The 25,423-nt window shown below is 34.2% G+C and carries 25 protein-coding genes; 16 read left to right on the top strand and 9 right to left on the bottom strand.

The window, feature by feature from the left end; all coding sequences use genetic code 11:
• Nucleotides 1-24: 24 nt before the first annotated feature.
• Genes ACFQ0I_RS11475 through ACFQ0I_RS11465 form a run of 3 tightly spaced genes read left to right on the top strand, consistent with a single transcriptional unit; the run spans nt 25 to nt 3,850 of the window.
• Entirely contained in the window at nt 25-2,031 is a 2,007-nt protein-coding gene (locus tag ACFQ0I_RS11475; protein WP_379942392.1) for a M1 family metallopeptidase, read from the top strand.
• Nucleotides 2,032-2,934, top strand: a complete 903-nt coding sequence (locus ACFQ0I_RS11470) for a patatin-like phospholipase family protein (RefSeq protein ID WP_379942390.1) — start codon at nt 2,032-2,034, stop codon at nt 2,932-2,934.
• A 1-nt stretch (nt 2,935) separates the two neighbouring features.
• Nucleotides 2,936-3,850, top strand: coding sequence for a patatin-like phospholipase family protein (locus tag ACFQ0I_RS11465; RefSeq protein WP_379942389.1), 915 nt, complete (start codon nt 2,936-2,938; stop codon nt 3,848-3,850).
• Between the two features lie 6 nt (nt 3,851-3,856).
• Here the strand turns inward: ACFQ0I_RS11465 and ACFQ0I_RS11460 are convergent, their stop codons facing one another.
• Nucleotides 3,857-4,378 (bottom strand): DUF7935 family protein, encoded by a 522-nt coding sequence (locus tag ACFQ0I_RS11460; protein ID WP_379942387.1) that lies wholly within the window; start codon nt 4,376-4,378, stop codon nt 3,857-3,859.
• A gap of 7 nt (nt 4,379-4,385) precedes the next feature.
• Complete coding sequence (locus ACFQ0I_RS11455; RefSeq protein WP_379942385.1) at nt 4,386-5,957, bottom strand: FMN-binding glutamate synthase family protein; 1,572 nt, start codon at nt 5,955-5,957, stop codon at nt 4,386-4,388.
• A 139-nt stretch (nt 5,958-6,096) separates the two neighbouring features.
• Between ACFQ0I_RS11455 and ACFQ0I_RS11450 the strand changes: the two genes are divergently transcribed.
• The 3 genes from ACFQ0I_RS11450 to ACFQ0I_RS11440 are packed head-to-tail and all read left to right on the top strand — an operon-like array spanning nt 6,097 to nt 9,319.
• Complete coding sequence (locus ACFQ0I_RS11450; RefSeq protein ID WP_379942383.1) at nt 6,097-8,430, top strand: ATP-dependent helicase; 2,334 nt, start codon at nt 6,097-6,099, stop codon at nt 8,428-8,430.
• Between the two features lie 56 nt (nt 8,431-8,486).
• On the top strand, nt 8,487-8,633 hold the full coding sequence (locus ACFQ0I_RS11445; RefSeq protein WP_379942381.1) for a hypothetical protein: 147 nt from the start codon (nt 8,487-8,489) through the stop codon (nt 8,631-8,633).
• Between the two features lie 20 nt (nt 8,634-8,653).
• Nucleotides 8,654-9,319, top strand: coding sequence for a hypothetical protein (locus ACFQ0I_RS11440; protein ID WP_379942379.1), 666 nt, complete (start codon nt 8,654-8,656; stop codon nt 9,317-9,319).
• 155 nt (nt 9,320-9,474) lie between these two features.
• Here the strand turns inward: ACFQ0I_RS11440 and ACFQ0I_RS11435 are convergent, their stop codons facing one another.
• Nucleotides 9,475-10,485 carry an alpha/beta hydrolase fold domain-containing protein gene (locus ACFQ0I_RS11435; protein ID WP_379942378.1) on the bottom strand — a complete coding sequence of 337 codons (1,011 nt, stop codon included), beginning with the start codon at nt 10,483-10,485 and terminating at the stop codon, nt 9,475-9,477.
• On the opposite strand from ACFQ0I_RS11435, the gene ACFQ0I_RS11430 reads away from it, so the two are divergent.
• Nucleotides 10,385-11,005, top strand: coding sequence for an L-threonylcarbamoyladenylate synthase (locus ACFQ0I_RS11430; RefSeq protein WP_379942377.1), 621 nt, complete (start codon nt 10,385-10,387; stop codon nt 11,003-11,005). The two genes, ACFQ0I_RS11435 and ACFQ0I_RS11430, sit on opposite strands and share 101 nt — an antisense overlap.
• A 381-nt stretch (nt 11,006-11,386) precedes the next feature.
• On the opposite strand, the gene ACFQ0I_RS11425 is transcribed toward ACFQ0I_RS11430, so the two are convergent.
• The 3 genes from ACFQ0I_RS11425 to ACFQ0I_RS11415 form a co-directional block, all read right to left on the bottom strand.
• Nucleotides 11,387-12,223 (bottom strand): OmpA/MotB family protein, encoded by an 837-nt coding sequence (locus tag ACFQ0I_RS11425; protein ID WP_379942375.1) that lies wholly within the window; start codon nt 12,221-12,223, stop codon nt 11,387-11,389.
• Nucleotides 12,224-12,320: 97 nt separating this feature from the next.
• Nucleotides 12,321-13,331, bottom strand: coding sequence for a glycosyltransferase (locus ACFQ0I_RS11420; RefSeq protein ID WP_379942373.1), 1,011 nt, complete (start codon nt 13,329-13,331; stop codon nt 12,321-12,323).
• 23 nt (nt 13,332-13,354) lie between these two features.
• Entirely contained in the window at nt 13,355-13,798 is a 444-nt protein-coding gene (locus ACFQ0I_RS11415; RefSeq protein WP_379942371.1) for a type I restriction enzyme HsdR N-terminal domain-containing protein, read from the bottom strand.
• Nucleotides 13,799-13,824: 26 nt separating this feature from the next.
• Between ACFQ0I_RS11415 and holA the strand changes: the two genes are divergently transcribed.
• Both holA and ACFQ0I_RS11405 read left to right on the top strand, forming a co-directional pair.
• Entirely contained in the window at nt 13,825-14,829 is a 1,005-nt protein-coding gene (gene holA, locus ACFQ0I_RS11410; protein WP_379942370.1) for a DNA polymerase III subunit delta, read from the top strand.
• A 31-nt stretch (nt 14,830-14,860) separates the two neighbouring features.
• Complete coding sequence (locus ACFQ0I_RS11405; protein WP_379942368.1) at nt 14,861-15,751, top strand: hypothetical protein; 891 nt, start codon at nt 14,861-14,863, stop codon at nt 15,749-15,751.
• Here ACFQ0I_RS11405 and ACFQ0I_RS11400 read toward each other — a convergent pair.
• A complete protein-coding gene (locus ACFQ0I_RS11400) occupies nt 15,742-17,235 on the bottom strand; it encodes a YfcC family protein (RefSeq protein WP_379942366.1) in 1,494 nt (497 codons plus the stop codon). The genes ACFQ0I_RS11405 and ACFQ0I_RS11400 overlap by 10 nt on opposite strands.
• A gap of 61 nt (nt 17,236-17,296) precedes the next feature.
• On the opposite strand from ACFQ0I_RS11400, the gene ACFQ0I_RS11395 reads away from it, so the two are divergent.
• Nucleotides 17,297-17,962 carry a uracil-DNA glycosylase gene (locus ACFQ0I_RS11395; RefSeq protein ID WP_379942364.1) on the top strand — a complete coding sequence of 222 codons (666 nt, stop codon included), beginning with the start codon at nt 17,297-17,299 and terminating at the stop codon, nt 17,960-17,962.
• 294 nt (nt 17,963-18,256) lie between these two features.
• On the opposite strand, the gene ACFQ0I_RS11390 is transcribed toward ACFQ0I_RS11395, so the two are convergent.
• A complete protein-coding gene (locus tag ACFQ0I_RS11390) occupies nt 18,257-19,375 on the bottom strand; it encodes a C1 family peptidase (protein WP_379942363.1) in 1,119 nt (372 codons plus the stop codon).
• 54 nt (nt 19,376-19,429) lie between these two features.
• Here ACFQ0I_RS11390 and ACFQ0I_RS11385 point away from each other — a divergent pair, with 54 nt between their 5' ends.
• From ACFQ0I_RS11385 to ACFQ0I_RS11360, 6 genes are read left to right on the top strand one after another with little or no spacing between them, the layout of a single operon-like run.
• On the top strand, nt 19,430-20,269 hold the full coding sequence (locus ACFQ0I_RS11385; RefSeq protein WP_379942361.1) for a 1,4-dihydroxy-2-naphthoyl-CoA synthase: 840 nt from the start codon (nt 19,430-19,432) through the stop codon (nt 20,267-20,269).
• A gap of 1 nt (nt 20,270) precedes the next feature.
• Nucleotides 20,271-21,173, top strand: a complete 903-nt coding sequence (gene menA, locus ACFQ0I_RS11380; RefSeq protein ID WP_379942359.1) for a 1,4-dihydroxy-2-naphthoate octaprenyltransferase — start codon at nt 20,271-20,273, stop codon at nt 21,171-21,173.
• Between the two features lie 41 nt (nt 21,174-21,214).
• The gene (locus ACFQ0I_RS11375; protein WP_379942357.1) at nt 21,215-21,892 is read left to right on the top strand and encodes a metal-dependent hydrolase; all 678 of its coding nucleotides are present in this window, start codon (nt 21,215-21,217) and stop codon (nt 21,890-21,892) included.
• Nucleotides 21,893-22,930 carry an o-succinylbenzoate synthase gene (locus ACFQ0I_RS11370; protein WP_379942355.1) on the top strand — a complete coding sequence of 346 codons (1,038 nt, stop codon included), beginning with the start codon at nt 21,893-21,895 and terminating at the stop codon, nt 22,928-22,930.
• 2 nt (nt 22,931-22,932) lie between these two features.
• The gene (locus ACFQ0I_RS11365) at nt 22,933-23,895 is read left to right on the top strand and encodes a CPBP family intramembrane glutamic endopeptidase (RefSeq protein WP_379942353.1); all 963 of its coding nucleotides are present in this window, start codon (nt 22,933-22,935) and stop codon (nt 23,893-23,895) included.
• Nucleotides 23,892-24,968 (top strand): AMP-binding protein, encoded by a 1,077-nt coding sequence (locus ACFQ0I_RS11360; protein ID WP_379942351.1) that lies wholly within the window; start codon nt 23,892-23,894, stop codon nt 24,966-24,968. The genes ACFQ0I_RS11365 and ACFQ0I_RS11360 overlap by 4 nt, the downstream gene beginning before the upstream one ends.
• Before the next feature lie 31 nt (nt 24,969-24,999).
• Here the strand turns inward: ACFQ0I_RS11360 and ACFQ0I_RS11355 are convergent, their stop codons facing one another.
• On the bottom strand, nt 25,000-25,422 hold the full coding sequence (locus tag ACFQ0I_RS11355; protein WP_379942349.1) for a DoxX family protein: 423 nt from the start codon (nt 25,420-25,422) through the stop codon (nt 25,000-25,002).
• Nucleotide 25,423: the final 1 nt, after the last annotated feature.

The raw sequence follows: 25,423 nt of genomic DNA, 5'->3' as shown, positions 1-25,423 counted from the left end.
CTAGAAGTTTGCTACAGATAACATATGAATCGTTTTTTTCTTCCTTTGCTATTTATTTGGTCATTAAATTTATTAGCGCAACAGACCGAATATGTGGATTTTAAATCTGTAACAGCAGAACTTTCTATATTTCCAGAAAAACAAGCAGTTGGCGGGTATTTAAATTATGAATTTAAAATATTGAAATCGGTTGATTCAATATACCTTGATGCCGTCAATATGAAATTTCAAACGGTTAACATTAAGGGCAAAACAATTCCGTTTTCAAACGATGGAACTAAATTGTGGTTAAAACACGATTTTAAAGCAGATTCAATCTATACATTAGCGTTTAATTATTTGGCGATTCCAAAAAAGGCATTGTATTTTATCGATTGGTCTCATGAAGGAGGCAATGCGCAAATCTGGACTCAAGGACAAGGGAAGTACACGAGTAATTGGCTCCCGAGTATTGATGATATGAATGATAAAATAGAGTTCGATTTAACCATTACTTTTGATAGTAATTACGAAGTTATTGCGAACGGAAAATTAATCAATAAACGGGTTAACGAAGCAACCAACACTTGGCAATACGATATGCAGCAGCCCATGTCGAGCTATTTAGTGGCTTTGGCAATTGGAAACTACAAAAAGAAGGTGGAAACATCAAAAAGTGGTATCGCTTTGGAAATGTATTATTATCCAGAAGATTCGTTAAAATTCGAACCCACATATCGGTTCACCAAGCAAATGTTCGATTTTTTAGAGGAAGAAATTGGCGTACCGTATCCATGGCAAAACTATAAGCAAGTACCGGTTAAAGATTTTCTATATGCTGGTATGGAAAACACCAGTACCACTATTTTTGCTGATAGTTTTGTGGTCGATTCGATTGCTTTTGTAGACAAGAATTACGTAAACGTTAATGCCCACGAACTCGCGCATCAATGGTTTGGGAATTTAGTAACCGAAACGTCTGGAACGCACCATTGGCTTCAAGAAGGATTTGCAACCTATTACGCTTTGTTAGCCGAAAAAGAACTTTTTGGAAATGATTATTACTATTGGCAGCTTTACCAATACGCGCAAGAACTTTTAGAACAAGAGGAAGCAGGACAAAGCACCACCTTGTTAGACCCCAAATCGAGCAGTACAACCTTTTATAAAAAAGGCGCCTGGGTGTTACATGTTTTGCGCGAAAAAATAGGGGATAAGGCATTTAAAACGGCTGTTAAAAACTATCTCGTCAAATATCAATTTAAAAATGTAGAGACGAAAGATTTTATTAGTGAAGCCGAAAAAGCCAGTGGGCAAAATTTAAGTGTATTTGTAAAAGATTGGTTAGAGAATGTTTCATTTTTAAACGATAAAGCCTTAGAAAGCCTCAAGAAATCAAAATTTATTACAGCGTATTTAGCTATAGATTGTACAGAGTCTAACGCTAAATGCGCCACTTATCTATCTTCAAAACTTTCAGATGAGATTAAAATAAAGGTAATATCACAAAACCCCAAACTTATAAAAAAACAAGATTTTATTAATAGTGTGAAAGTGCGACAAGCCATTGCTCAAAATTTAACTGAAATCCCATCAGAATTAAAAACCGATTACGAATCACTACTAAATGATGCATCCTATGTAACGATAGAAACGGCTTTGTATCATTTATGCATTAATTTCCCTGAAGATAAACCCAGATATTTAGAAAAAACCAGAGGAATAGTAGGTTTTAATAATAAAAACATCAGAATACTGTGGCTTGCATTGGTATTAAATACGCCAAACTTCGACGATGTGAATAAACAAGCTTATTTTAATGAATTGATTAGTTATACTAGTCCTAAATTCGATTTTGAAACCCGCGAGATCGCCTTTTCGTATTTAAATGCTATGCAGGTTTATAATGAAGCCATTATTTTTAATTTAATAAATGCTACGAAACATCACAACTGGCGTTTTAAAGAATATTCAAAAGCTTTGCTCGAATATTTAAAGCAGGATGAAAAATACAGGATTTTAATTACTAAATTAGAGCAAAATGAGCATTAAATGAAGGCGTTGGTTATTTCTGGGGGTGGTAGTAAAGGCGCTTTTGCGGGTGGCGTAGCGCAATATCTTATAGAAGAGCTTAAGCATGATTACCAATTGTATATAGGAACCTCTACAGGTAGTTTGTTAGTGTCTCATTTGGCGCTTCAAGAAATTGAAAAAATAAAAAGTGTTTATACAAGTGTGACGAACGACAGTATTTTTGATGTTTGTCCGTTTGTGGTTAAACAGAAACACGGTAGCCAAAATATTGGGATAAATCATTTTAATGTTGTTATGAACTTTATTAGAGGCAGTAAAACCTTTGGCGAAAGTTATAATTTAAAAAAACTTATCAAAGCCACTTTAACCGAAGATGAGTTTTTAATTTTAAAAGAATCGACCAAAAACGTGGTGGTTACTGTTTCTAATTTATCTTTAAACCAAGTGGAGTATAAAAGTTTAGACGAATGTAGCTATGACGAATTTATTGATTGGGTTTGGATTTCGTGTAATTACACACCATTTATGACTTTGGTTAAAAAAAATGGCTGCGAATACGCCGATGGGGGCTTAGGGAGCATGGTGCCTATTGAAGAAGCAGTAAGACGTGGTGCAAAAGAGATAGATGCGATAATTTTACAAACAGAGACAAATTTATTTAATAGAATGCCCTCAAAAAATCCGTTTTCATTATTAACAAATATGTTTTCATTTATGCTAGATAGAATTGAATCTCAAAATATTAAAATAGGCAAGTTTTCTGCAAAGCATCACGATGCTATTATAAATTTCTATTATACGCCCACAGTTTTAACTACAAATTCATTAATTTTTGATAAAGAAAAAATGACTCAATGGTGGCAAAGTGGGTATAATTTTGCAAAATTTAAAAACCAGGAAAGTAGCCAATTAGCTCAATAATATGAAAGCATTAGTAATTTCTGGAGGCGGCAGTAAAGGCGCCTACGCTGGTGGTGTTGCGCAATATTTAATTCAAGAAGAAGGGCATCAATATGATATGTTTTTAGGGACTTCTACTGGGAGTTTGTTGGTGCCACATCTGGCGGTTAACGATATATCTAAGGTTTATGATATATTCACTAACGTTAATCAAAAAACCATCTTTAGTATCAATCCGTTTGTGCAACGAAGAAAAGGAGACCGAGAATATGTTAGTATTAATTATTTTAACTCACTTATTCAGTTTGCAAAAAGGAAACGAACGTTTGGTGAAAGTAAAAATTTAAGAAAAAACATTTTTAAAAAATTTACCAAAAAAGAATACGAAAAGATTAAAAGTTTAAATCGGGATGTTGTAGTAACTGTTTCAAATTTGTCAAAAAACAGAGTGGAGTATAAGTCTATAAATGAATTTACTTATGAAGAATTTTGTGATTGGATATGGATTTCATGTAATTATATTCCGTTTATGTCTTTGGCCACCAGAAATGGTTTTGAATATGCCGATGGAGGTTTAGGTTGTGTAGTCCCTATTCGAGAAGCGATTTTACGAGGTGCAACAGAAATAGATGCGATTGTGCTGGAATCTGAAAATATGGAGTATATGAAGGTTTTAGGTAAAAATCCTTTTTCGTTGATGCTTAATTTGTTTGGTCATTTATTAGATCAGGTAGAGCGTAGTGATATTGTTATTGGTAAGCTTGCCGCGAAAAACAAAAACGTGAAATTAAATATCTATTACACACCATCTAAGCTTACCGAAAATTCGCTTATTTTTAATAAAAATTTAATGATAACCTGGTGGCAACAAGGTTTTGATTATGCAAAAACAAAGGCACGTGAGGCTCGAAGTAATGAACTTAGAAACGATAAGTAAATAAATTTACCAAATATCTTTTACTTCATTTTTTAAAAAGGAAAGCGCAGCATCACTTGGCGACCGGCGTTCCATCATTTCTGTTAAAATAACTTCGCGCAATTTGTTTGCTGTATCGGTTTTTTCTAATAAGCTAGCTTTACGTATTAATTGAATCGTGGCGTTTTTGGCTGCGTTAATAATGCTCCAACACTTTTCGGTTACATAAATTTGTTGCGATAAATTGTGTTCAAATTCCTGTTCAATATTTTGTATAAGCAAAGCTTCGTAATCTTCTTTATTTGAAGATGTTGGGTAAACTCTAATCAATAAATTAGATGGTGTCATTCGCTCTAAAAATAAAGTCATACGCTCGTAGGCTTGTAGTCGTGTGGGTAACGAATTAACCTGTAACTCTTTTTTCAATAGAAAGCGTCTTCTGCCATCTTCATTTTTAGTATGTTCTTTAAAAAAATAGTAGGCGATAAGTCCTGTGATTAACGAAGGAATTGTAAATAAAAATAGGTCAATTATTCTGTCGGCATCCATATTAAAATCAGTTAGATTGGGTTTTACTGGAATTATAATTTCCCCCCAAATATAAACATTCTTTTAAATTTTGCATAGAAGTAAACGGTACAGTTGTTTTTTCATACCTGTAGGTTTTATTTAGTTCTTTAGCAAGATTATGGTCGTCTACATTTATTTCAACATCACTCATTTTAAATTGGCAAGGGTGTTCGTAACCTGCCGCATGTGTAATTTCAATAAGTTCTTTCCGATAGGTTTTAAAATATTGAGCCAGTCGCACCGATTTTAATGTTGGGTCTATACCATTTTGCAGCCATTTGCTTTGGGTTGCAACACCACTCGGACAGCGATTGGTATGGCAAACCTGCGCTTGAATACAGCCTATACTCATCATAGCTTCGCGCGCAACGTTTATGCAATCGGCTCCCATAGCAAACGCCATGGCGCCTTTAGCAGGAAAACCGAGTTTTCCGCTACCAATAAATACAATATGCTCGCTTAATCCTTTTGTCTGAAACAATTTGTATAAATCACTAAATCCATACACCCAAGGTAAAGACACATGGTCTGCAAAACTTGGAGGCGCAGCACCCGTACCACCTTCACCACCATCAACGGTAATAAAATCTGGTCCTTTGCCGGTTTTTACCATTAAATCAGCCAATTCTTCCCATTGGTCCAATTTGCCAATAGCTGCTTTAATGCCTACGGGCAATCCTGTAGCTTCTGCAATGCTTTCGATAAAATCAACCATTTCAGATACATCAGAGAAGGCGTTATGGTTAGGCGGAGAAAGTACATCTTTCCCTTTGGGTACGCCTCTAATTTCTGCAATTTCTTTAGTGATTTTAGAACCAGGAAGTACACCACCTTTTCCTGGTTTGGCACCTTGTGAAAGTTTTATTTCGATGGCTCTGATAAATGGATTTTCTTCCACTAATCGAACCATTTTTTCCATCGAAAACCCACCATCTAAGGTTCGTATGCCAAAATAGCCGGTTCCAAAATGAAAAATAACGTCGCCACCATAGCTATGATAAGGCGATAAACCACCTTCACCTGTATTGTGATAAGCGCCCGCCATTTTAACGCCTTTGTTTAAAGATTCTATCGCTTTCGCGGAAAGTGAGCCAAAACTCATCGCCGATACATTTATTACAGAAGCTGGTCGGTAAGGTTTTTTTCGTTTATGATAAAGGCCCATAACTTTGGCACATGGCAAAAAGTTATTATCGGTCGCATTCGGATGATTTTCGCCTATTTTATAAGGCATCATCGCATTATTTATAAAAATATGATGGTGTGCATAAATATCTCTATCGGTTCCAAAGCCTTCGTAGTTGTTTTCTTTTTTGGCCGAGGCATAAATCCAGCCACGTTCAATACGATTAAAAGGTAATTCTTCTCTATTATTAGCGACAAAATATTGGCGCATTTCAGGACCGATTTTTTCGAGCATATATCGCAAATGACCAACTATTGGGTAATTATGACTTATAGTGTGGGCTTTTTGGAAAAAAATATCACGCAGGGCAATTAAAATTAAAACGATTAAAATCCAACCCCACCAGGTTATGTTTGATAAAAATGCGATCATAAGGCAGTTATTTAGTGATAAATATATTTAAAATTTAATTAAGCATCATTAAAGACCTAATTGTTTATAATTATTAATAAATCGGTTTAATTAAAAGCGCAACAATGGTTAATTTCACGTCGTAAAATAATATATAGTTTTGGAAAAGTATTTAAGTCAGTTAAACGAAGCACAGTTAGAACCTACCATTCAAAAAGATGGACCAATGATTATTATTGCGGGTGCAGGTTCCGGAAAAACGCGTGTGTTAACCTTTCGTATTGCTTATTTAATGAGTGAAGGCATAGATCCATTTAACATATTGGCTTTAACATTTACCAATAAAGCAGCGCGCGAAATGAAAGATCGTATCGCAACCATTGTAGGTACAAGTGAAGCTAAGAACTTGTGGATGGGTACATTTCACTCGGTTTTTGCTAAGATTTTGCGTATTGAAGCCGATAAATTGGGCTATCCAAGTAATTTTACTATTTACGACACCCAAGACTCAGATAGATTGATAGCATCAATTATTAAAGAATTGAATCTTGATAAAGATATCTATAAATACAAACAGGTACGGTCTAGAATTTCATCGTACAAAAACAGTTTAATTACGGTTAGAGCCTATTTTCAAAATCCAGAACTTATTGAAGCCGACACGATGGCAAGACGTCCTAAAATGGGCGATATTTATAAAGAATATGTAGAGCGATGTTTTAAAGCTGGTGCTATGGATTTTGATGATTTGTTGTTGAAAACCAATGAGTTGCTTACGCGTTTTCCGGAAGTGTTAATGAAATATCAAAACCGATTTAAATACATTCTGGTAGATGAGTATCAAGATACAAACCACTCTCAGTATTTAATAGTGAGAGCTTTATCAGATAAATTTCAGAATATTTGCGTGGTGGGTGACGATGCTCAGAGTATTTATGCATTCCGTGGGGCGAATATCAATAATATTTTAAACTTTCAAAAGGATTATGATGATGTGAAGGTTTTTAAATTAGAACAAAATTATCGTTCTACAAAAAACATTGTAAATGCGGCGAATTCTATTATTGAAAAGAACCAAACCAAGTTAGAAAAAGTAGTTTGGACCGCGAATGATGAAGGCGGAAAAATTATAGTAAACCGATCGTTAACCGATGGTGATGAAGGGCGCTATGTTGCCAGTACCATTTGGGAAAATAAAATTCAGCTTCATGTAAACAATAGTGATTTTGCGATTTTGTATCGTACAAATGCACAGTCAAGAGCCATTGAAGATGCTTTGCGAAAACGAGATATTCCTTATAGAATTTATGGCGGACTGTCGTTTTATCAACGGAAAGAAATAAAGGATGTGTTGTCTTATTTGCGCTTGGTTATTAATCCGGCCGATGAAGAAGCTTTAAAACGTGTTATCAATTTTCCACCTCGTGGCATCGGTCAGACTACGATTGATAAACTTATTGTTTCGGCAAATGGGTATAAACGCACCATTTTTGAGGTCATGAAACACATCGATAAAACCGATGTGAAGGTGAATTCTGGAACGAAAGCCAAACTTCAAGAATTTGTGACTTTAATTGAAAGTTATCAAGTGTTAAATCAAACGGCCGATGTATTTGAACTGGCCGAACATGTTACCAGAACCAGCGGATTAATTCGAGAATTTAAAAAGGATGGAACGCCAGAAGGTGTTACCAGAATGGAAAACATCGAGGAGCTTTTAAATGGTATGAAAGACTTTGTGGAGGGTCAAAAAGAAGTGGCCGATACCACAGGGAATTTAGCTGAGTTTCTCGAAGACGTTGCCTTGGCAACCGATTTGGATGCCGATAAAGGCGACACCGATCATGTGGCTTTAATGACCATACATTTAGCCAAAGGGTTGGAGTTTCCGTATGTATTTATTGTTGGTTTGGAAGAAGATTTGTTTCCAAGTGCCATGAGTATGGGGACACGTAGTGAATTGGAAGAAGAACGTCGACTCTTTTATGTTGCTTTAACGCGCGCCGAAAAACAAGCTTATTTAACCTATGCCTTATCGCGCTACCGTTGGGGAAAATTGGTGGATTCTGAACCGAGTCGTTTTATTGAAGAAATAGACGAGCAATATTTAGATATTGTAACACCTATTGAAGAACGCCGCTTTAACCCGATGCTTGATGCCGATATTTTTGGAGATGTAGAACCTAATAAAATTAGATTTAAGCCTGCGAAACAGCCGGTATTGAAAAAGGGTGGTACTACCAAAGAAGCACCCGCTAAATTCCAAGTAACGGCACCTAAAAACTTAAAGCCTGTGGCTGCCTCCGATAGTAATACTAATTTATTCGATAGTCAACTAGCGGTAGGAAACCTTGTTAAACACATGCGTTTTGGTTCGGGTGAAGTGTTAAAAATTGAAGGATCTGGAGCCGATGTAAAGGCCGAAATTAAATTCCAGCATGGTGGTGTGAAAAAACTATTGCTTCGTTTTGCTAAATTAGAAGTCATCGGTTAGTTAAGAAACTACCACAAATTAACATCAAACTGTTTTTTAATTAAAAAAACAGATACATGCCACAAGTTTTTATTTGTTTTAGCATCTATATAGGATATAGATTAATAGTTCAATTAAAAACTTTAAAAAATTTCATGAAACTTCCATTACTAGATTACGATATCCAATATAATGATTATATGGAAGCACCATGGGACCAATAAAAAACAAATAATAAAGACACATGAAACAGATTTTTGCAATAGTATTCGTTTTGGGCATAAGTTTAACGCACGCGCAACCAGGTGGTGGCGGTGGTATGGGCGGCATGCAGCAAGGTGGAGGTATGGGTCAAAGAGGCGGGATGCAGCAGCAGCAAGTAGAAATGCCCGAATTTAATGCGGCGCAAGTGGCAGGTATTTTTAAGTATGATGCAGACGAGGCCATTAAAAAGATTAAAATTAAAAAGGACAAAAATTTAATTCAAAATGTAAGTCGTGCCATTAGAACTTATAATATTAAAATGGATGAAATTGCCTTACTTAATAAAGATAATTTTGACACTTTAAATGTATATGTAAATACAACTTTAAAATCGAAACGCGGTCAAAAAGGTAGTCAACAAACGGCAAGTAATAATGATAGCAGAAGAGGAAGTGATGATAAAAACAACGACCCAAAAGAATTAATAAACGCCAAAATAGATCCTGCTAAGGCTGAAGTAACTAAGCAGGAGCAACAGTTAAACAAAACTTTAGAAGCGTTGCTTAATAAAAAGCAATACGCTAAGTGGATAAAATATCAAGAAAAAGTAAAAGAAGAAAAGCAGCCTAAAACGCCATCCAATGCAACGCAAGATGGACAACGAGGTGGTGGTATGGGAGGGCCACCAGGTGGCGGCATGAGATAATATTTCTCTTGTGAAGCATTTGAATTAGTCAAAAAAAGTTTAGATTAACACTCTAAGCTTTTTTTTGACTTAATTTAACTTGAATTTGCGTACCAATGATAAGCGCATAAGTAAAGTTAAGTTTTTATTAAATTAGTAAAGTATTATTAATAGTATTAAAGATGGGTTAGTGTAAATGCTTTTAGTTTTAACCAGGTGTCTAACAAGTCTAACCCAACCCAACCATGTTCACCATTTGGGTATAAAGTAAATTGATGCGTAACGTTTAAAGCAACTAATTTATCTCGTAAATCGGTGCCTTGGGTAGTTGGTATTAATGGGTCTTTTGCACCATAAAATAAAATTGTTGGAGGTGCATTTGTTGTAAGACGGTGTAGCGGACTAGCTTCTTCTAAATACGAACTCGTTGCATCAACCCCGTATAAATCTAAAATTTCTTGTAATTCTGGCAAGGTATTGTTTAGGTATGCGGGGTCGGTTAAATTGGTTGGCCCTACAATGCTGCAAACCATTTTCACATTTTTATTGGTGTCGAAACCATAACTCCAGAGTAACGATAAGTGAGCGCCGGCGCTCACCCCAAGAAAACCAAAACTCTCTGAAATGGTATATTTTTCTTTATTGGTTTTTAGGTGGTTTATGATGGTAGAAATATCATTGATTTGCATGGGGTACGGTTTGTTATTACCATCGGCTAATCGGTAGTTAATATTCACGATGGCTAGGTTTGGTAAATCTTGACGTAGTAAATCCTTAAAAGCATTCATATCTGTTTTATCGCCAGAAGACCAACCGCCACCATGCACCAGAATAATGGTTTTAGTCGCTTTTGTTCGGTTGGCTGGCAGGTATAAATCAAATTTTTGATTGGTGTCTGAACCATAAGAAATGTCTAATTCTTGATAGTATTTTGAAGCTTCTAATACATTTGTTGGTGTGTTGCTAATAGGGTCGTTTGTACAACTACCGATAGAAGTAAGTATGATAATGTAGAATAAAATACGTTTAAGATGGCTCATAACAAAAATAATATTTACATTTAAACAGTAAAGCAATGTAATGATTATGGCTGAATTTATTAGGATATATGAAGAAAACCCAAATCCGAAAGAAATTGATAGGGTTGTTAAAGTTCTAAAACGAGGCGGTTTAATTATATACCCCACCGATACAGTTTATGGATTAGGCTGTGATATTAATAATTTAAGGGCTTTAGAGCGTGTGGCGCAAATAAAGGGTATTAAGTTAGAAAAGTCTAATTTCTCATTTGTTTGTCACGATTTAAGCAATTTAAGCGATTATGTAAAACAAATTGACACGACTACATTTAAGATTTTAAAACGTGCGCTACCAGGGCCTTACACGTTTATTCTGCCAGGTTCGAATACATTGCCAAATCCGTTTAAAAAGAAAAAAACCGTAGGTATTCGTGTTCCAAATAACAATATTGCTTTAGAAATTGTTAAGAAACTTGGAAACCCCATTATATCGACCTCTATTCATGATGAAGATGAGGTGATTGAGTATACCACCGATCCAGAACTTATTTTAGAAAAATGGGACAAATTGGTTGATTTAGTAATTGATGCCGGTTATGGTGGCAATGAAGCTTCTACGGTTATCGATTTGTCTGAAGATGAGCCTGTTGTAATTCGTGAGGGTAAGGGGAGTTTGGAGATTTTTTAGCAGTTGTATTGTAAAGAATCAACCAATCTGCTTGTTACTTCGATATTGAGAGAGAAACCAAGTAATCTGCTTGTTTTTAATTACTGTTCATAAGATTACTTTAGTCGTTCGTCATTCGTAATGACTTTCTTTTTATGTGGTTACTTCGGCTGTTCCTTCTTGGTAATGAAGGATTGTAGTTGAATCTATTCATTATTGAAACTGGGAAGTTTATTATTAGTTGTAATTCGCGTTAGGGATAGAGGCATTGTTGGAGCTCCTCGAAGAGAGCGACTGCCGAAAGCCCGACCTTTAGGTAACGCCATAATACTGAAACGAGTTCAGCATAAAAAAAAAGCCCAACTTTACAGTTGAGCTTTTCTTAGTTATTTAGAAATTTATTTATTTCTTAGCAGAAAGGTTTTTCATTTCTTTTTCAACCATATCATAGAATTGGTCGATTTTAGGAAGTACTACGATACGAGTACGTCTGTTTTTAGCTCTGTTTTCTGCAGTATTGTTTTCTACTAAAGGCACATAGTCAGCACGTCCAGCAGCAATTAATTGTGCAGGGTTAACATTTAATGATTGTAATACTCTAATGATAGAAGTAGAACGTTTAACACTTAAATCCCAGTTGTCTAACAATACACCGCTAGCGTAAGGTACGCTATCTGTGTGACCTTCAACCATACATTCGAAATCTGGTTTGCTGTTAACAACTTTTGCAACTTTAGCCAATACTTCTTTAGCTTTTGAAGTTACATTGTAGCTTCCGCTTTGGAATAATAATTTGTCTGCAATTGAAATAAATACAACTCCTTTTTCAACATTGATTTCGATGTCTGGATCGTTGATACCAACTTCACGTTTTAAGCTTGTTACAACTGCTAAAGTAAGACTGTCTTTTTTAGTTAAAGCGTCTTGTAAGCGTGTAATTTTCATGTCTTTTTCTTTGATGCTCTCTAGAGTTTTTTCTATGTTGCTAGCACCTTTTGCAGATAACACTTGTAAGTTATCATTGCTTTTTCTTAAATCTGACACTTGCTCTTCTAAAGTTTTAGCTCTTGCTGTTGCAGAGGCTCTTTCTTCTAAACATGTGTTTAATTTAACCGTTGCAGAATTCAATAAATCTTGTGATTCTTTGTATTTTGCCTCAAGATCTGTAAATTGTTTCTTCGATACGCACGAGCTTAATAAAAGCATTACTGATACGCTTAGTAATAGGATTTTTTTCATGATTAATAATAAGGATTAATTTGCTTGTTTCTTGATGCAAAAATATATAAAAAAGCATAGTTATTAACATTTTAACAAAACTTTTACTAAAAACTTATTAAGTGCGAAATTCTTTATTTTGAAATATAAAATAATCAGCAATAATCGAGGTTTTGGTATAATATTTTCTTCTGAACGTCGTTAAATTACGTTGGCGAATTAGCTGTTTTAAATGACCATAGAAACTTAAATGTGCTTTAAGGATTGCTAAGGTATGTTTTGGCTTTAATTCCATTAAAAATTTAGCCCCAGCAACACCATCTAAAAGTAACCTAACTACGATTAAAAACAGCAGGTTACCTTTGGCGTTTTTTGTTAAGGTAAATAAACTATTTCGGAAATTTAAGTATGTTTTTTTAGGGTTTAAATTACTAAGTGTCGCACCTCCAACATGATAGATTGTAGATTCTCCCACATATTTTACCGTATAATTTAAGTTTTTGGCACGCCAGCAAAGGTCAATTTCTTCCATATGGGCAAAAAAACTTTCGTCGAAACCATTCAATTCTTTAAAAACCTTGCTCCTAATAAATAAACAGGCTCCCGATGCCCAAAATATGTCTGCTTTATCGTTATACTGCCCTAAATCGGTCTCAATACTATTAAAAATTCGGCCTCTGCAATACGGATAACCAAATTTATCAATAAATCCTCCTGCGGCTCCGGCGTATTCAAAAGTATCTCTTTTATTAAAATCTAATAATTTAGGTTGAATGATGGCTGTGTTTTTATCTTCGGTGAATGCTTTAACAATAGGGGGTAACCAATCTTTAGTTACTTCTACATCGTTATTAAGTAAGCAAAAAATATCTGCTTCTACAGCGCTTAAAGCATCGTTATAACCTTTGGCATAACCGCCATTTTCGTTGTTTTTAATAATTTTAACCGTAGGATATGTTTCTTTTATAAATAATAAAGAAGCATCGGTCGATGCATTATCAGCGACATAAACCTCTGCTTGTTTTGAATGTTGTATTACCGATGGTAAAAATTGTTCTAGTAATTTTTTACCATTCCAGTTAAGGATTACGATAGCTATTGTTAATTTTTGTTCAGTTTCAAGTCCCATTTTTAATTGTCAATTATTAAATGTTAATTGTAAGTTGGGATGTCTTTTAAAAAATCGAATCGCTTATTTTCAAAATCCATTTGGCAATAATAATGATTTATACCATTAGTAACCATTAAATAATTGGCGTTTAGAACTTGGTTGTACTGCGCAATTTGATTAAATGTACTTTGATTAATAGTCACCGTGGGTGCTTTGCATTCTACAATTAAATGAATACTGCCGTCTGTATTAAAAACAACAATATCGTAACGTTTTTTTAAGTCGTTAACTATCAGTTCTTTTTCAACATTAATATGCGATTTCGGGTATTTTTTTTCTTGTATTAAATACAAAACACAATGTTGTCTAACCCATTCTTCGGGTTGTAAAATCACAAACTTTTTACGTAAGCAATCGAAAATAGAAATTTTATTTTCGCTATTTTTGAATCGAAACGAATATGTAGGGAAATTAAGTTTTTGCACTACACAAATTTGGTGAATTTTTTTTAATGGACGAAGTCAAACAACTAGTAACCGACATAAAAAGCGGAAAATTAAAGCCCATTTATTTTTTAATGGGTGAAGAGCCTTATTATATTGATAAAATTTCTGATTTTATTGAAGCTAATGTATTGGCAGAAGACGAAAAAGGATTTAACCAAATGGTGCTTTACGGACGTGATGTAAGCGTTGAGGATGTTGTAAGCAATGCCAAGCGATACCCTATGATGGCAGAATATCAGGTTATTATTGTAAAAGAAGCACAAGATTTGTCGAGAACCATCGAGAAATTAGCCGATTATGCAAAACAGCCACAACCATCTACTATTTTGGTTTTAAATTATAAGTATAAAACCATCGATAAACGTAAGGCACTATATAAAACACTTAAAAAAACTGGTGTCGTATATGAAAGTAAAAAGCTTTATGAAAATCAGGTTGCAGATTGGATTCGACGTGTTTTAGCGTCTAAAAATTATACCATAGTTCCTAAAGCAGCGCAAATGTTGGTTGAGTTTTTAGGTACCGATTTAAGTAAAATTAATAACGAATTAGAAAAACTTCAGATAATATTACCAAAAGGAACTCAAATTTCGCCAGAACATATTGAAGAAAACATAGGTATAAGTAAGGACTTTAATAATTTTGAGTTACGCCATGCCATAGGTGAACGGAATGCTTTTAAAGCCTTTCAGATTGTAAATTATTTTGCGGAAAACCCAAAGGATAATCCTATGGTCGTTACTGTTTCGTTGTTGTTTAGTTTCTTTTCGCAATTACTTCATTTTCACGGGTTATCCGATAAGTCGCCAAGAAATGTGGCTTCGGCATTAAAAGTGAATCCTTATTTTGTGAATGATTATATAACGGCTGCAAGAAATTATCCGATGAAAAAAGTAAGCGAGGTTGTTTCAACACTTCGCGAATTTGATGTGAAAAGTAAAGGTGTTGGAGCCAATGCCATTTCTCAAGGCGATTTACTTAAAGAATTGATGGTTAAAATATTAGCTTAGCGATAGTCGATTTAATTTAAAGTATATTTTTATGAAAAAATTTAAAATAGCATTCCTAATTAGTGTACTAATTACGATTTCCTGTAAATCGCAAAATAAGGAAGTTGTAAAACAAGAACCTCGAAAAACAGAAATTGAACTTATAAAATTATGGGAAACAGATACCTTATTAAAAACCTGTGAAGCGGTTCGCTATAATAAAAAGGAAGGTGTTATTTATGTTTCTAACATAGGAAATGTACCAACAAACGAAAAAGATAACGACGGTAGTTTGTCTATAATCAATCTGAATGGAAAAATACTTAAAAAGAATTGGGTAACAGGATTGAATGCTCCAAAAGGGCTTAGTTTTTTTAATGATAAACTCTATGTTACTGATATTAACGAAGTCGTTAAAATAAATATAGAAACTGGAAGTATTGATAAAAAATATGAAGTAGACAAGGCTATATTTTTAAATGATTTAGATATTGATACGAATGGCGATGTCTATTTTACAGATTCTAGAGATAGTAAAGTTTATAAGCTAGCCAACGATGAAGTTTCATTATGGTTAGATATGGAAGGTTTAAACCCCAATGGCATATTCGTTGAAAAAAACCGAATTCTGGTAGTATCCTTTAGCAAAGGTGATTTTATTGCGATCGATAAAGAAACAAAACACCAAAGTGTAATCGCAACAGGAATTGTTGGAGGCGATGGTATAGTAGCCATAAAAGCTGGTTATTTAGTTTCTACATGGCCGGGGGAGTTGTTTTTTGTTGACAAAAACTCTCAGGAACCTGTTGCAACAAAAATTCTAGATACCAAAGAAGAAAAATTGAATGCAGCAGACATTGGCATTATCCCTGAAAAAGACTTACTTATTGTGCCTACGTTTTATGGTAATAAGGTTATGGCCTACAAAATTAATTATAAGTAAACCGAAATAGTAAGCATTATCATGGTGAAGACCGTTAGTATAATTACTAAAGGCATAACAAATTTCAACCATTTATCATAACCCACTTTAACGATGGCTAAAGAGGCTAATATTAATCCTGTCGGGCTAATAAAAGCAAACAATCCCATACCGTATTGATAGGTGTAGACTATAAATTCTCTTCCAATACCCACACCATCGGCTAAAGGTGACATAATTGGCATTGTTAAAACCGCCAATCCTGACGAAGATGGAATAAAAAATGATAATTTGGCATATATATAAAGCATCGCATTTATAAAAACACCTTTGTTCATACCACTTGTTGCATTGCTAGCATAATAAAGCATGGTGTCGCTTATTTGTCCGTCGTTCATTAAAACGGTCACACCTCTCGCAATACCAATTATAATGGCTACACCGAGTAAATCGCTGGCTCCTTTAATAAATAAGTCTACAAAAGTATATTCGTTAATTTTTCCGATGATACCAATAATTATGGCGCCAACAAAAAACACTACAGTCATTTCTAAGAACCACCATTCTAATTGAGAAACACCGTAAATCATGACTACAAAACACATGGCGAATACAAAAAGAATAACTTTCAGTCTGATAGTTAAATTAATAACCGATGTGTTTAAGCTTCCAAACATCGATTCAATGTCGTCTTTCTGACTAAAAATAACCGATTTAGTAGGGTCTTTTTTTACCTGTTGTGCATAACGCAAGATGTAAATAATACATATTAATGTACCCAGAATAAGCATTATAAATCGTCCTGTTAAACCCGTGGTCCAATTTATTCCTGCGGCATCAGAGGCTATTATAGCGCTAAACGGATTTGTGGTAGAACACATAGACCCTATAGAAGAACCAATATAAATACAAGCTAATGCCACCATGGCATCATATTTTGCTGCTAAAAAAATTGGTATTAGAATAGGGTAGAAGGCAATCGTTTCTTCAGCAAGACCAAAGGTAGTTCCGCCAACGGCTATTAATAAAGTTACCAGTATAATTAATACAAATTCTTTTCCCTTAAGCGTTTCGGCTAACCAGGAAATACCGGCATCAAACGCGCCAGTATAATTCATAATACCTATAAGTCCACCAATAAATAAAACAAGAAAAATAATATCGGCAGCTTCAATAATGCCTTTAATGGGCGATTGAATAAAAGCAACAATACCCTGAGGTTTGGCGTCTACTTTATGATAGGTGTTTGGGATGCTTATGGGTTTCCAGATATCGCCGCTAGTAAATTTTTCTAAAGGAATTTTAATATGTAAAGCATCTAAAGTTTCTTGGGTTGCCGATAGGGTTTCGGTTTTATTTAAACCAGTTCTAATAAATGAATTGTCTTCTTTATTATAAGCCAAGGCATCAAATTTTCCCGAAGGAATAATGTATGTAAGTATGGCTACTAATCCGGCAATAATAATGAGGATGGTTTGGGCAGTCGGAAATTTAAGTTTTTTCAATCTTAATAATTTTAATAAGAATAAAGATAGTATTATTTTAGTTCCACGTTAATGTAAAATGATGAATGTTGCAATACACCCAAGTTGGAAACCTTTATTAGAAACAGAATTTGAAAAGCCATATTTTAAGAATTTATCACAATTTGTGGCGTCTGAATATCGTAGTACAAGTTGTTTTCCGCCTGAAAATCAAATTTTTAATGCGTTTAATCACTGTCATTTTAATGACGTAAAAGTGGTTATTTTGGGTCAGGATCCCTATCATGATGACGGACAAGCGCATGGTTTATGTTTTTCGGTGAATGACGGTATCAAGCATCCGCCATCGTTAATCAATATTTTTAAGGAAATTGAGAGCGATTTGGGTATTCCGTATCCAGAAAGTGGGAATTTATCACGATGGGCCGATCAAGGTGTATTATTATTAAACGCCACATTAACAGTGAAAGCACATCAGGCAGGAAGCCATCAAAATAAAGGTTGGGAGCAATTTACAGATCAGGTCATAAAAATGCTTAGCGATTCAAAAGAAAATATAGTGTTTTTACTTTGGGGAGGTTACGCAAAAAAGAAGGCAAAATTAATTAACCCATCTAAACATTCGGTTTTAACCTCGGGTCACCCCTCTCCATTAAGTGCAAACAGAGGGTTTTGGTTTGGAAATAAGCATTTTAGTAAAACTAACTTCCTGTTGGGGCAAGCACTTTTGTCTCCAATTGAATGGTAGTTTTTGGTTTTAACACTACTGGCTTTTTGTTTTTAATAGATTTTTTTGAAGTTGAATTGCAGCTAAATATTAATAAGAGAAAATTTATCGCTACTAAAGCAGAAATAATCAGAGTAATTTTTAATAACATAGGCATCAGGTTAAATTACGGGCAAAATACAATATATCAACTACAAATAATGTATTTTATCGATAAAATTAATTAACGCTGTAAATTTAATAAATAAAAAGCTACAAGCCAACGATGATTTGCACTTATGTGAATATCGTAAAAAATGTAAGTTTTTTTATCTTTTATTGATTTTTGATATACTTTTTGTAAGTATTCTTCAGTGCGTCCGTATGAATCATTATGGATATTGTTTTTAGCTTAAAGTAGGCTGCACTCATATAAATATAACCATCATTCGAAACTCGGCTTGAGTTTTTGCCCCAGGAGTTTTTTACTTTATAATATATTTTTCCTGTTTGGTCTTTTACCATACCTACAATATGCATTAAATGATCATCGGTAGTATTAAAATTTTCAAATTCTTGTTGTCTGAACTCTTGTGTAATCTTTTTTTCTTGGGTAATAGTTTTAAAAGCTTCTTCAGTATTATTGGCATCATTAGGTATTATGGCCATACCGTATTCAGAAGAAAAGGTAGGTTCACTTACATCACAATCCAGTTCGATGGTGTAACCTTTTTCTAAGGCGCGGTTAGTAATTTCTACTAATTCATCAATTTTTACATTTAAAAATTTTCCATTGGAAAAATTATCAGGAATATTTAAAATAAAATTCGTGTAAAACGGTTCATGTTTAAATGAAGTAATAGAAATATAATCTTTTGGGTTTAGTTTTGTCATTTTTAAAAAGGACATAGGGGTATAAGTAACCCCCTCAAACGTAAATGTGTTAATATTTTGCCCTAAACTCGAATCTAAAATAGCGTTAACATCGTCTTTCCAATTGCTAGTATAAAGCTTTGGGTTTTCAATATACTTATCCAACGTTTTGGTTAACGTATCAATAAGTTTTGAATGGTTATGCTTATCATTTGAGTTTTTCAACCCGCTGTACACCGAATTAGGAACCAAACCGTATGTTGCCATACGATTTATAACGTCGTGCGCTAATCCGCCTTCACTAAATTGGGTATGCCCTTGGCGCATTACGTAATTATAAGCTTTTTGAGGGTAAGTGTGGCGTACATTATACATTTCAGATAAATCAATCGTTTTACCTGTAATGCGTATTATTTCGCTTTCAAGAAATGAGGACGTTGAAAAACTCCAGCAAGTACCTGTATTGCCCTGACTAATTACTTCTGTAGCATCTAAGTCGATAACAGTTTTAAAATCATAGGATTGAGCATTTGAGAGCGTGAAAAAGCAAATAAAAATGAGAAGGTAAAGGTTATTTTTCATGAGGATTTAGGCGATTTAATGAAATAAAAATTATTTTTGACTAAAATAAATAAAATGGAGCAAGTTAATTGGAAAATTGCAAAAGAATATGAGGACATTACTTATAAAAAATGTAATGGTGTTGCTCGAATTGCGTTTAACAGGCCTAATGTTAGAAATGCCTTTAAACCTAAAACAACAAGCGAACTTTATGATGCCTTTTACGATGCTAATGAAGATGTAAATATTGGCGTTGTTTTATTATCGGCTGAAGGACCCTCAACAAAAGATGGGGTGTGGAGTTTTTGTTCTGGTGGCGATCAAAAAGCTAGAGGCAAACAAGGCTATGTTGGTGAAGATGGCTATCATCGATTGAATATTTTGGAAGTGCAACGATTAATTCGTTTTATGCCCAAAGCAGTAATTGCAGTAGTACCAGGATGGGCCGTTGGTGGCGGACACAGTTTACATGTGGTTTGCGATTTAACCTTGGCCAGTAAAGAACATGCTATTTTTAAACAAACAGATGCCGATGTTACCAGTTTTGATGGCGGCTATGGCTCTGCATACTTAGCCAAAATGGTTGGGCAAAAAAAGGCTCGCGAGATATTTTTCTTAGGAAGAAATTATTCGGCACAAGAAGCTTTCGATATGGGCATGGTAAATGCGGTGATTCCTCATGCCGAATTAGAAAGTACAGCGTTTGAATGGGCTCAAGAAATATTAGCAAAATCGCCAACGTCTATAAAAATGCTAAAATTCGCTATGAATTTAACCGATGATGGCATGGTAGGACAACAAGTATTTGCTGGTGAAGCTACCCGATTAGCTTATATGACAGAAGAAGCTGTAGAAGGCAGAAATGCATTCCTTGAAAAACGTAAACCTAATTTTGTAAAAAAATGGATTCCGTAGTATGAAGAATATTTCAATATGGATTACCACAATGCGTTTAAGAACGCTTCCGCTCTCTATTTCTGGTATTATTCTAGCATCTTGTTTTGCAGCATATAATAGTCTTTTCGATTGGAAAGTTTGTGTGCTAGCAATTTTAACAACGCTAAGTTTTCAAATCCTTTCTAACTTGGCTAACGATTATGGCGATGGTGTTAAAGGCACAGATAATAAGGATAGAATCGGACCAGAACGTGCCATACAATCGGGAAAAATTTCTCCAGAAGATATGTTTAGTGCCATTAAAATAAATGTGTTAATATCTATTGTTTTAGCATTTTTATTAGTGTTTACCGCGTTTGGGGTTAAATATTTTTACTTAACACTTATTTTCTTTGTATTGGGGTTAGCCTGTATAATTGCCGCAATACGTTATACCGTTGGAAAAAACGCCTACGGGTATAATGGACTCGGCGATATTTTTGTATTTCTGTTTTTTGGATTGTTAAGTGTTATTGGTTGTTACGTTTTGTATGCTAAAACTGTCGACCATGTGGTGTTTTTACCAGCATGTACTATTGGCTTTTTAAGCGCTGCTGTTTTAAACTTAAACAATATGCGTGATATTGTTTCAGATAAAAAATCGCAGAAAATAACCTTGGCTGTAAAACTAGGTATCGATAACGCCAAGAAATATCACGTAGCACTGGTTGTTTTAGCCATAGTATTATCTACACTATTTGCAATACTATACTATACCTCGCCATTTAATTTAATTTTTATGGTTACCTATATCCCTTTAATAGTACATATTAGAACCGTAATTAAAAATACAGATTCTAAATTGTTAGACCCAGAATTAAAAAAAGTGGCATTCACAACTGTCATTTTAGCAATCTTAATGGGTGTAGGGCATTTGTTGTAAATTTTTTGTATTTTACTGTATTAAAAAAACAAGATAATTAGATGAAAATAACATTTTACGGTCACGCGAGTTTAGGCATACAAGTTAATGATATTAACATTCTTGTAGACCCGTTTATTTCGGGAAACCCTAAAGCATCTCATATTAATATAGATACCCTTAAAGCAGATTATATTTTGCTTACACATGCACATCAAGATCATATTCTAGATGTCGAAGCCATTGCAAAACGCACGAATGCTGTAGTGGTTTCTAATTTTGAAATAGTTACACATTTTGAAGCTTTGGGTATCGAAGGACATCCTATGAATCATGGAGGCAGTTGGGATTTTGAGTTTGGCACTGTTAAGTATGTAAATGCCATTCATACCTCTTCGTTTCCCGATGGGAAATATGGTGGGCAACCAGGAGGTTTTGTGATTGAAGGTGAGCATAAAAATATTTATATCGCAGGCGATACCGCTCTTACGTTCGACATGAAGCTGATACCTATGCACACAAAATTAGATTTAGCTATTTTGCCTATAGGTGATAATTTTACCATGGGAACCGAAGATGCTATAATTGCAAGCGATTTTGTGCAATGCGACAAAGTGTTAGGATATCATTACGACACCTTTGGCTATATTGAAATAAATCATGAGGAAGCCAAACGTAAATTCTTCGAAAAGAATAAAGATTTGATGTTGCTCGAAATCGGTGATTTTATTGAATTATAGATGATAATTGCATCCTATAAACGATACATTTTAAATTTTAAACAAGCCAGCGGAACTTCAAGAGGTGTTTTAAAAACTAAAGAAACCTGGTTTCTTATTTTAAGTTCTGAAGGAAAACAAGGTATTGGAGAATGCGGTGTTTTTAGAGGCTTATCAGTTGATGACAGACCAGATTACGAAGATAAATTGAAATGGCTGTGTCAAAACATTCATTTAGATTTAGATTTTTTAGTGAACGAGCTCATTGAATTTCCGAGTATTCAATTCGGATTAGAAATGGCCATGAAATCTTTAAGCAGCAAGCATCCGTTCGAATTATTTCCTTCAAAATTCACAGAAAGCACAGATACCATTCCTATTAACGGATTAATTTGGATGGGTTCTCAAGCTTTTATGAAACAGCAAATTACCGATAAAATAGCGGCGGGATTCAGTTGTATTAAAATGAAAATTGGAGCTATCGATTTTCAAACCGAAATCAATTTATTAAAATCCATAAGAAAAGAATTCACTTCAAAAGATATAGAATTACGTGTAGATGCGAATGGTGCATTTTTACCTTCCGAAGCTTTAGAGAAACTTAAAATTTTATCAGATTTAGACCTTCATTCCATCGAACAACCCATAAAACAAGGTCAGATTCAGGAAATGACTCAACTTTGCAAAAAATCCCCGTTGCCAATTGCCTTAGACGAAGAATTAATCGGCGTTTTTTCTGTAACAAACAAGCAAACATTGCTACAAACTATTAAACCGCAATACATTATTTTAAAACCGAGTTTAGTGGGAGGTTTTAACGGAAGCGATTCTTGGATTGAAATTGCAGAAAAAAACAATATAGGATGGTGGATAACCAGTGCTTTAGAAAGTAATGTGGGCTTAAATGCTATTGCACAATATACCTATAATAAACAAAGCAAATTACCTCAGGGTTTAGGTACTGGCGGCTTATTTACTAATAATTTTGATTGCCCATTACAAGTAAAAAACGGTACTTTGCGGTATAATAATAAAATTAACTGGAATTTTAATTTATAAGCATGTATATAGCTCAGGCATTTAATGCGTTACACGAATGGTGGCGATATCTAGTGGGGATTTTTATAGTTGTTATAGCAGTAATAGTGGGACAAATTCCGTTTACAGTTGCCGTATTTTTACAAGCGTTTAAAAATGGTGATAGTATTTTTGGAATGGATGAATCTAAAATGATGACACTTTTAGAACCTAACTTAAACCTGTTTTTGATGCTTTTGTCGTTTGCAGCAGGATTGATTGGTTTAATTCTCGTCGTGAAATATTTACATAATCAGACATTTACGCAATTAACCACCTCTCGAAAAAGAATAGATTGGAAACGTTTTTGGTTTATATTTTTTGTTTGGGGTATCGTATCAAGCAGTATTGTAATTGGCGATTATATAACTTCGCCGAGTGATTATGTGTATAATTTTAAATTAGTGCCTTTTATAATTCTCTGTGTTATAGCCATTATTTTTGTGCCGCTACAAACCAGTTTCGAAGAATATTTGTTTAGAGGGTATTTAATGCAGGGTATTGGCGTCATATTTAAGAATAAATGGGTTCCATTACTAGTCACATCCTTGGTTTTCGGATTATTACACATAGCTAATCCTGAAGTGGATAAATTAGGCCCCGTTATTATGGTGTATTACATAGGCACAGGATTGTTTTTAGGAATCATGACTCTAATGGACGAAGGTATGGAGTTGTCCTTGGGTTTTCATGCCGCCAATAATTTATTTACGGTGTTGTTGGTTACGGCAGATTGGACCGCATTTCAAACACATTCTATATTAAAAGACATGTCCGACCCAACAGAAATGGGTTTTACTGAAATATTTATGCCTGTATTCGTAGTTTTTCCAATACTTCTATTAATTTTATCGAAAATTTATGGATGGACCAATTGGAAGGATAAGTTATTCGGAAAAGTTATAGAACCAGCCAAAGAACATATTAAAATTAAAGACGTATTATGACACCAAATTTCACCAACGTACACATAAAATTTAAACTAGATAATGTAAGTTATAATCACGAAGACCTTATGGAGGTTGCATATAGCTACGTTAAAGAGGGATTACCATATCAGCAAGATTTAGGTAATTTTTTATTAGATTGGTTAGACGAACACGATTATGTAATGGCCAAAACTTCTGGCTCTACGGGTAAACCAAAAAATTTAAAAATTAAAAAGCAAGCCATGGTGAATTCTGCCATTGCAACAGGAGACTTTTTTAATTTAAAACCAGGTGATAAAGTATTACATTGTTTACCAGCTAATTTTATCGCCGGTAAAATGATGATAGTTAGAGCCATTATTTTAGGCTTAGAATTAGATTTGGTACAACCAGTAGCACTACCAAGCATAGATTATGAAAAAGATTACGATTTTTGTGCTTTTACACCCATGCAACTTAAAAATTTCGCGAAGCATTTAAATCATTTAAAAACAGCAATTGTTGGTGGCGGACATGTTTCTGAAGCTATTATTGATGCTATAAAAGATAAAAAAACCAACGTGTATGAAACTTATGGGATGACCGAAACAGTTTCGCATATTGCGGTAAGAAAATTGAATAATTTTGGTACGTCCAATTTATCTACCATATCATATTTTGAAACATTACCAAATATTACGGTTTCTACTGATGATAGAAATTGCTTAGTAATAGATGCTCCGTATTTATCTGATAACAAAATAGTAACCAACGATATTGTAAAAATACATTCTGAAACTACATTCGAATGGTTGGGTAGATTTGATAATGTTATTAATTCTGGAGGCATTAAATTAATCCCTGAACAAATAGAAGGAAAACTTAAGAAATTAATTGATAATCAGTTTTTTATAACATCTTTACCCGATGACACATTAGGTGAAAAAGTAGTGCTTATTGTAGAAGATGACAAAAATAATATTGACAATTCTATTTTTGATTGCTTAGATAAGTACGAAAAGCCAAAAGCTGTTTATACCGTTTCAAAATTTATTGAAACTAAATCAGGTAAAATTCAGCGTAAAAAAACCATGGAGTTACTTAAACTCTAAGTTTATAAAAAATAAAACAGCACTCTTTAGGTTATTGCTGCATTTTAAAATAATAATCTAAAGAGTGTTTTCCTGATCCATAAAACAAGAAAAATACACAAATTAGTAGTGTTATTGTTGCCAGTATCAAATTAGCGGCATCCATAGGTCCTACGAAATTTATGGCAATAGCACCAATTAAAATAGGTAATTGCGCTATAATAGCCCAACGGGTTAATAAGCCAAATGCTATTAACATACCTCCAATAAAGTGAGCAGGTGCTACATAATGAATTATAACCATACCACCAGCTAAATTTTCCATTGGCTTAAACAATTGCATAAGAATGGTACTATTTGCCATAAAATTAATGCCTTTAATAAATAGCAATATTCCCAACGCAATACGGAGCAAATCAAGTGGAAAATAAGTATGTGCATTCGCCCACTTGTTAAGTGTTTTTATTGTTCCCATG

The organism is Mariniflexile aquimaris, from assembly GCF_042676825.1.
GTDB lineage: Bacteria > Bacteroidota > Bacteroidia > Flavobacteriales > Flavobacteriaceae > Mariniflexile > Mariniflexile aquimaris.
The sequence above is the reverse complement of the archived record's forward strand: the minus strand, read 5'-3'. Positions and strand labels throughout refer to the sequence as shown.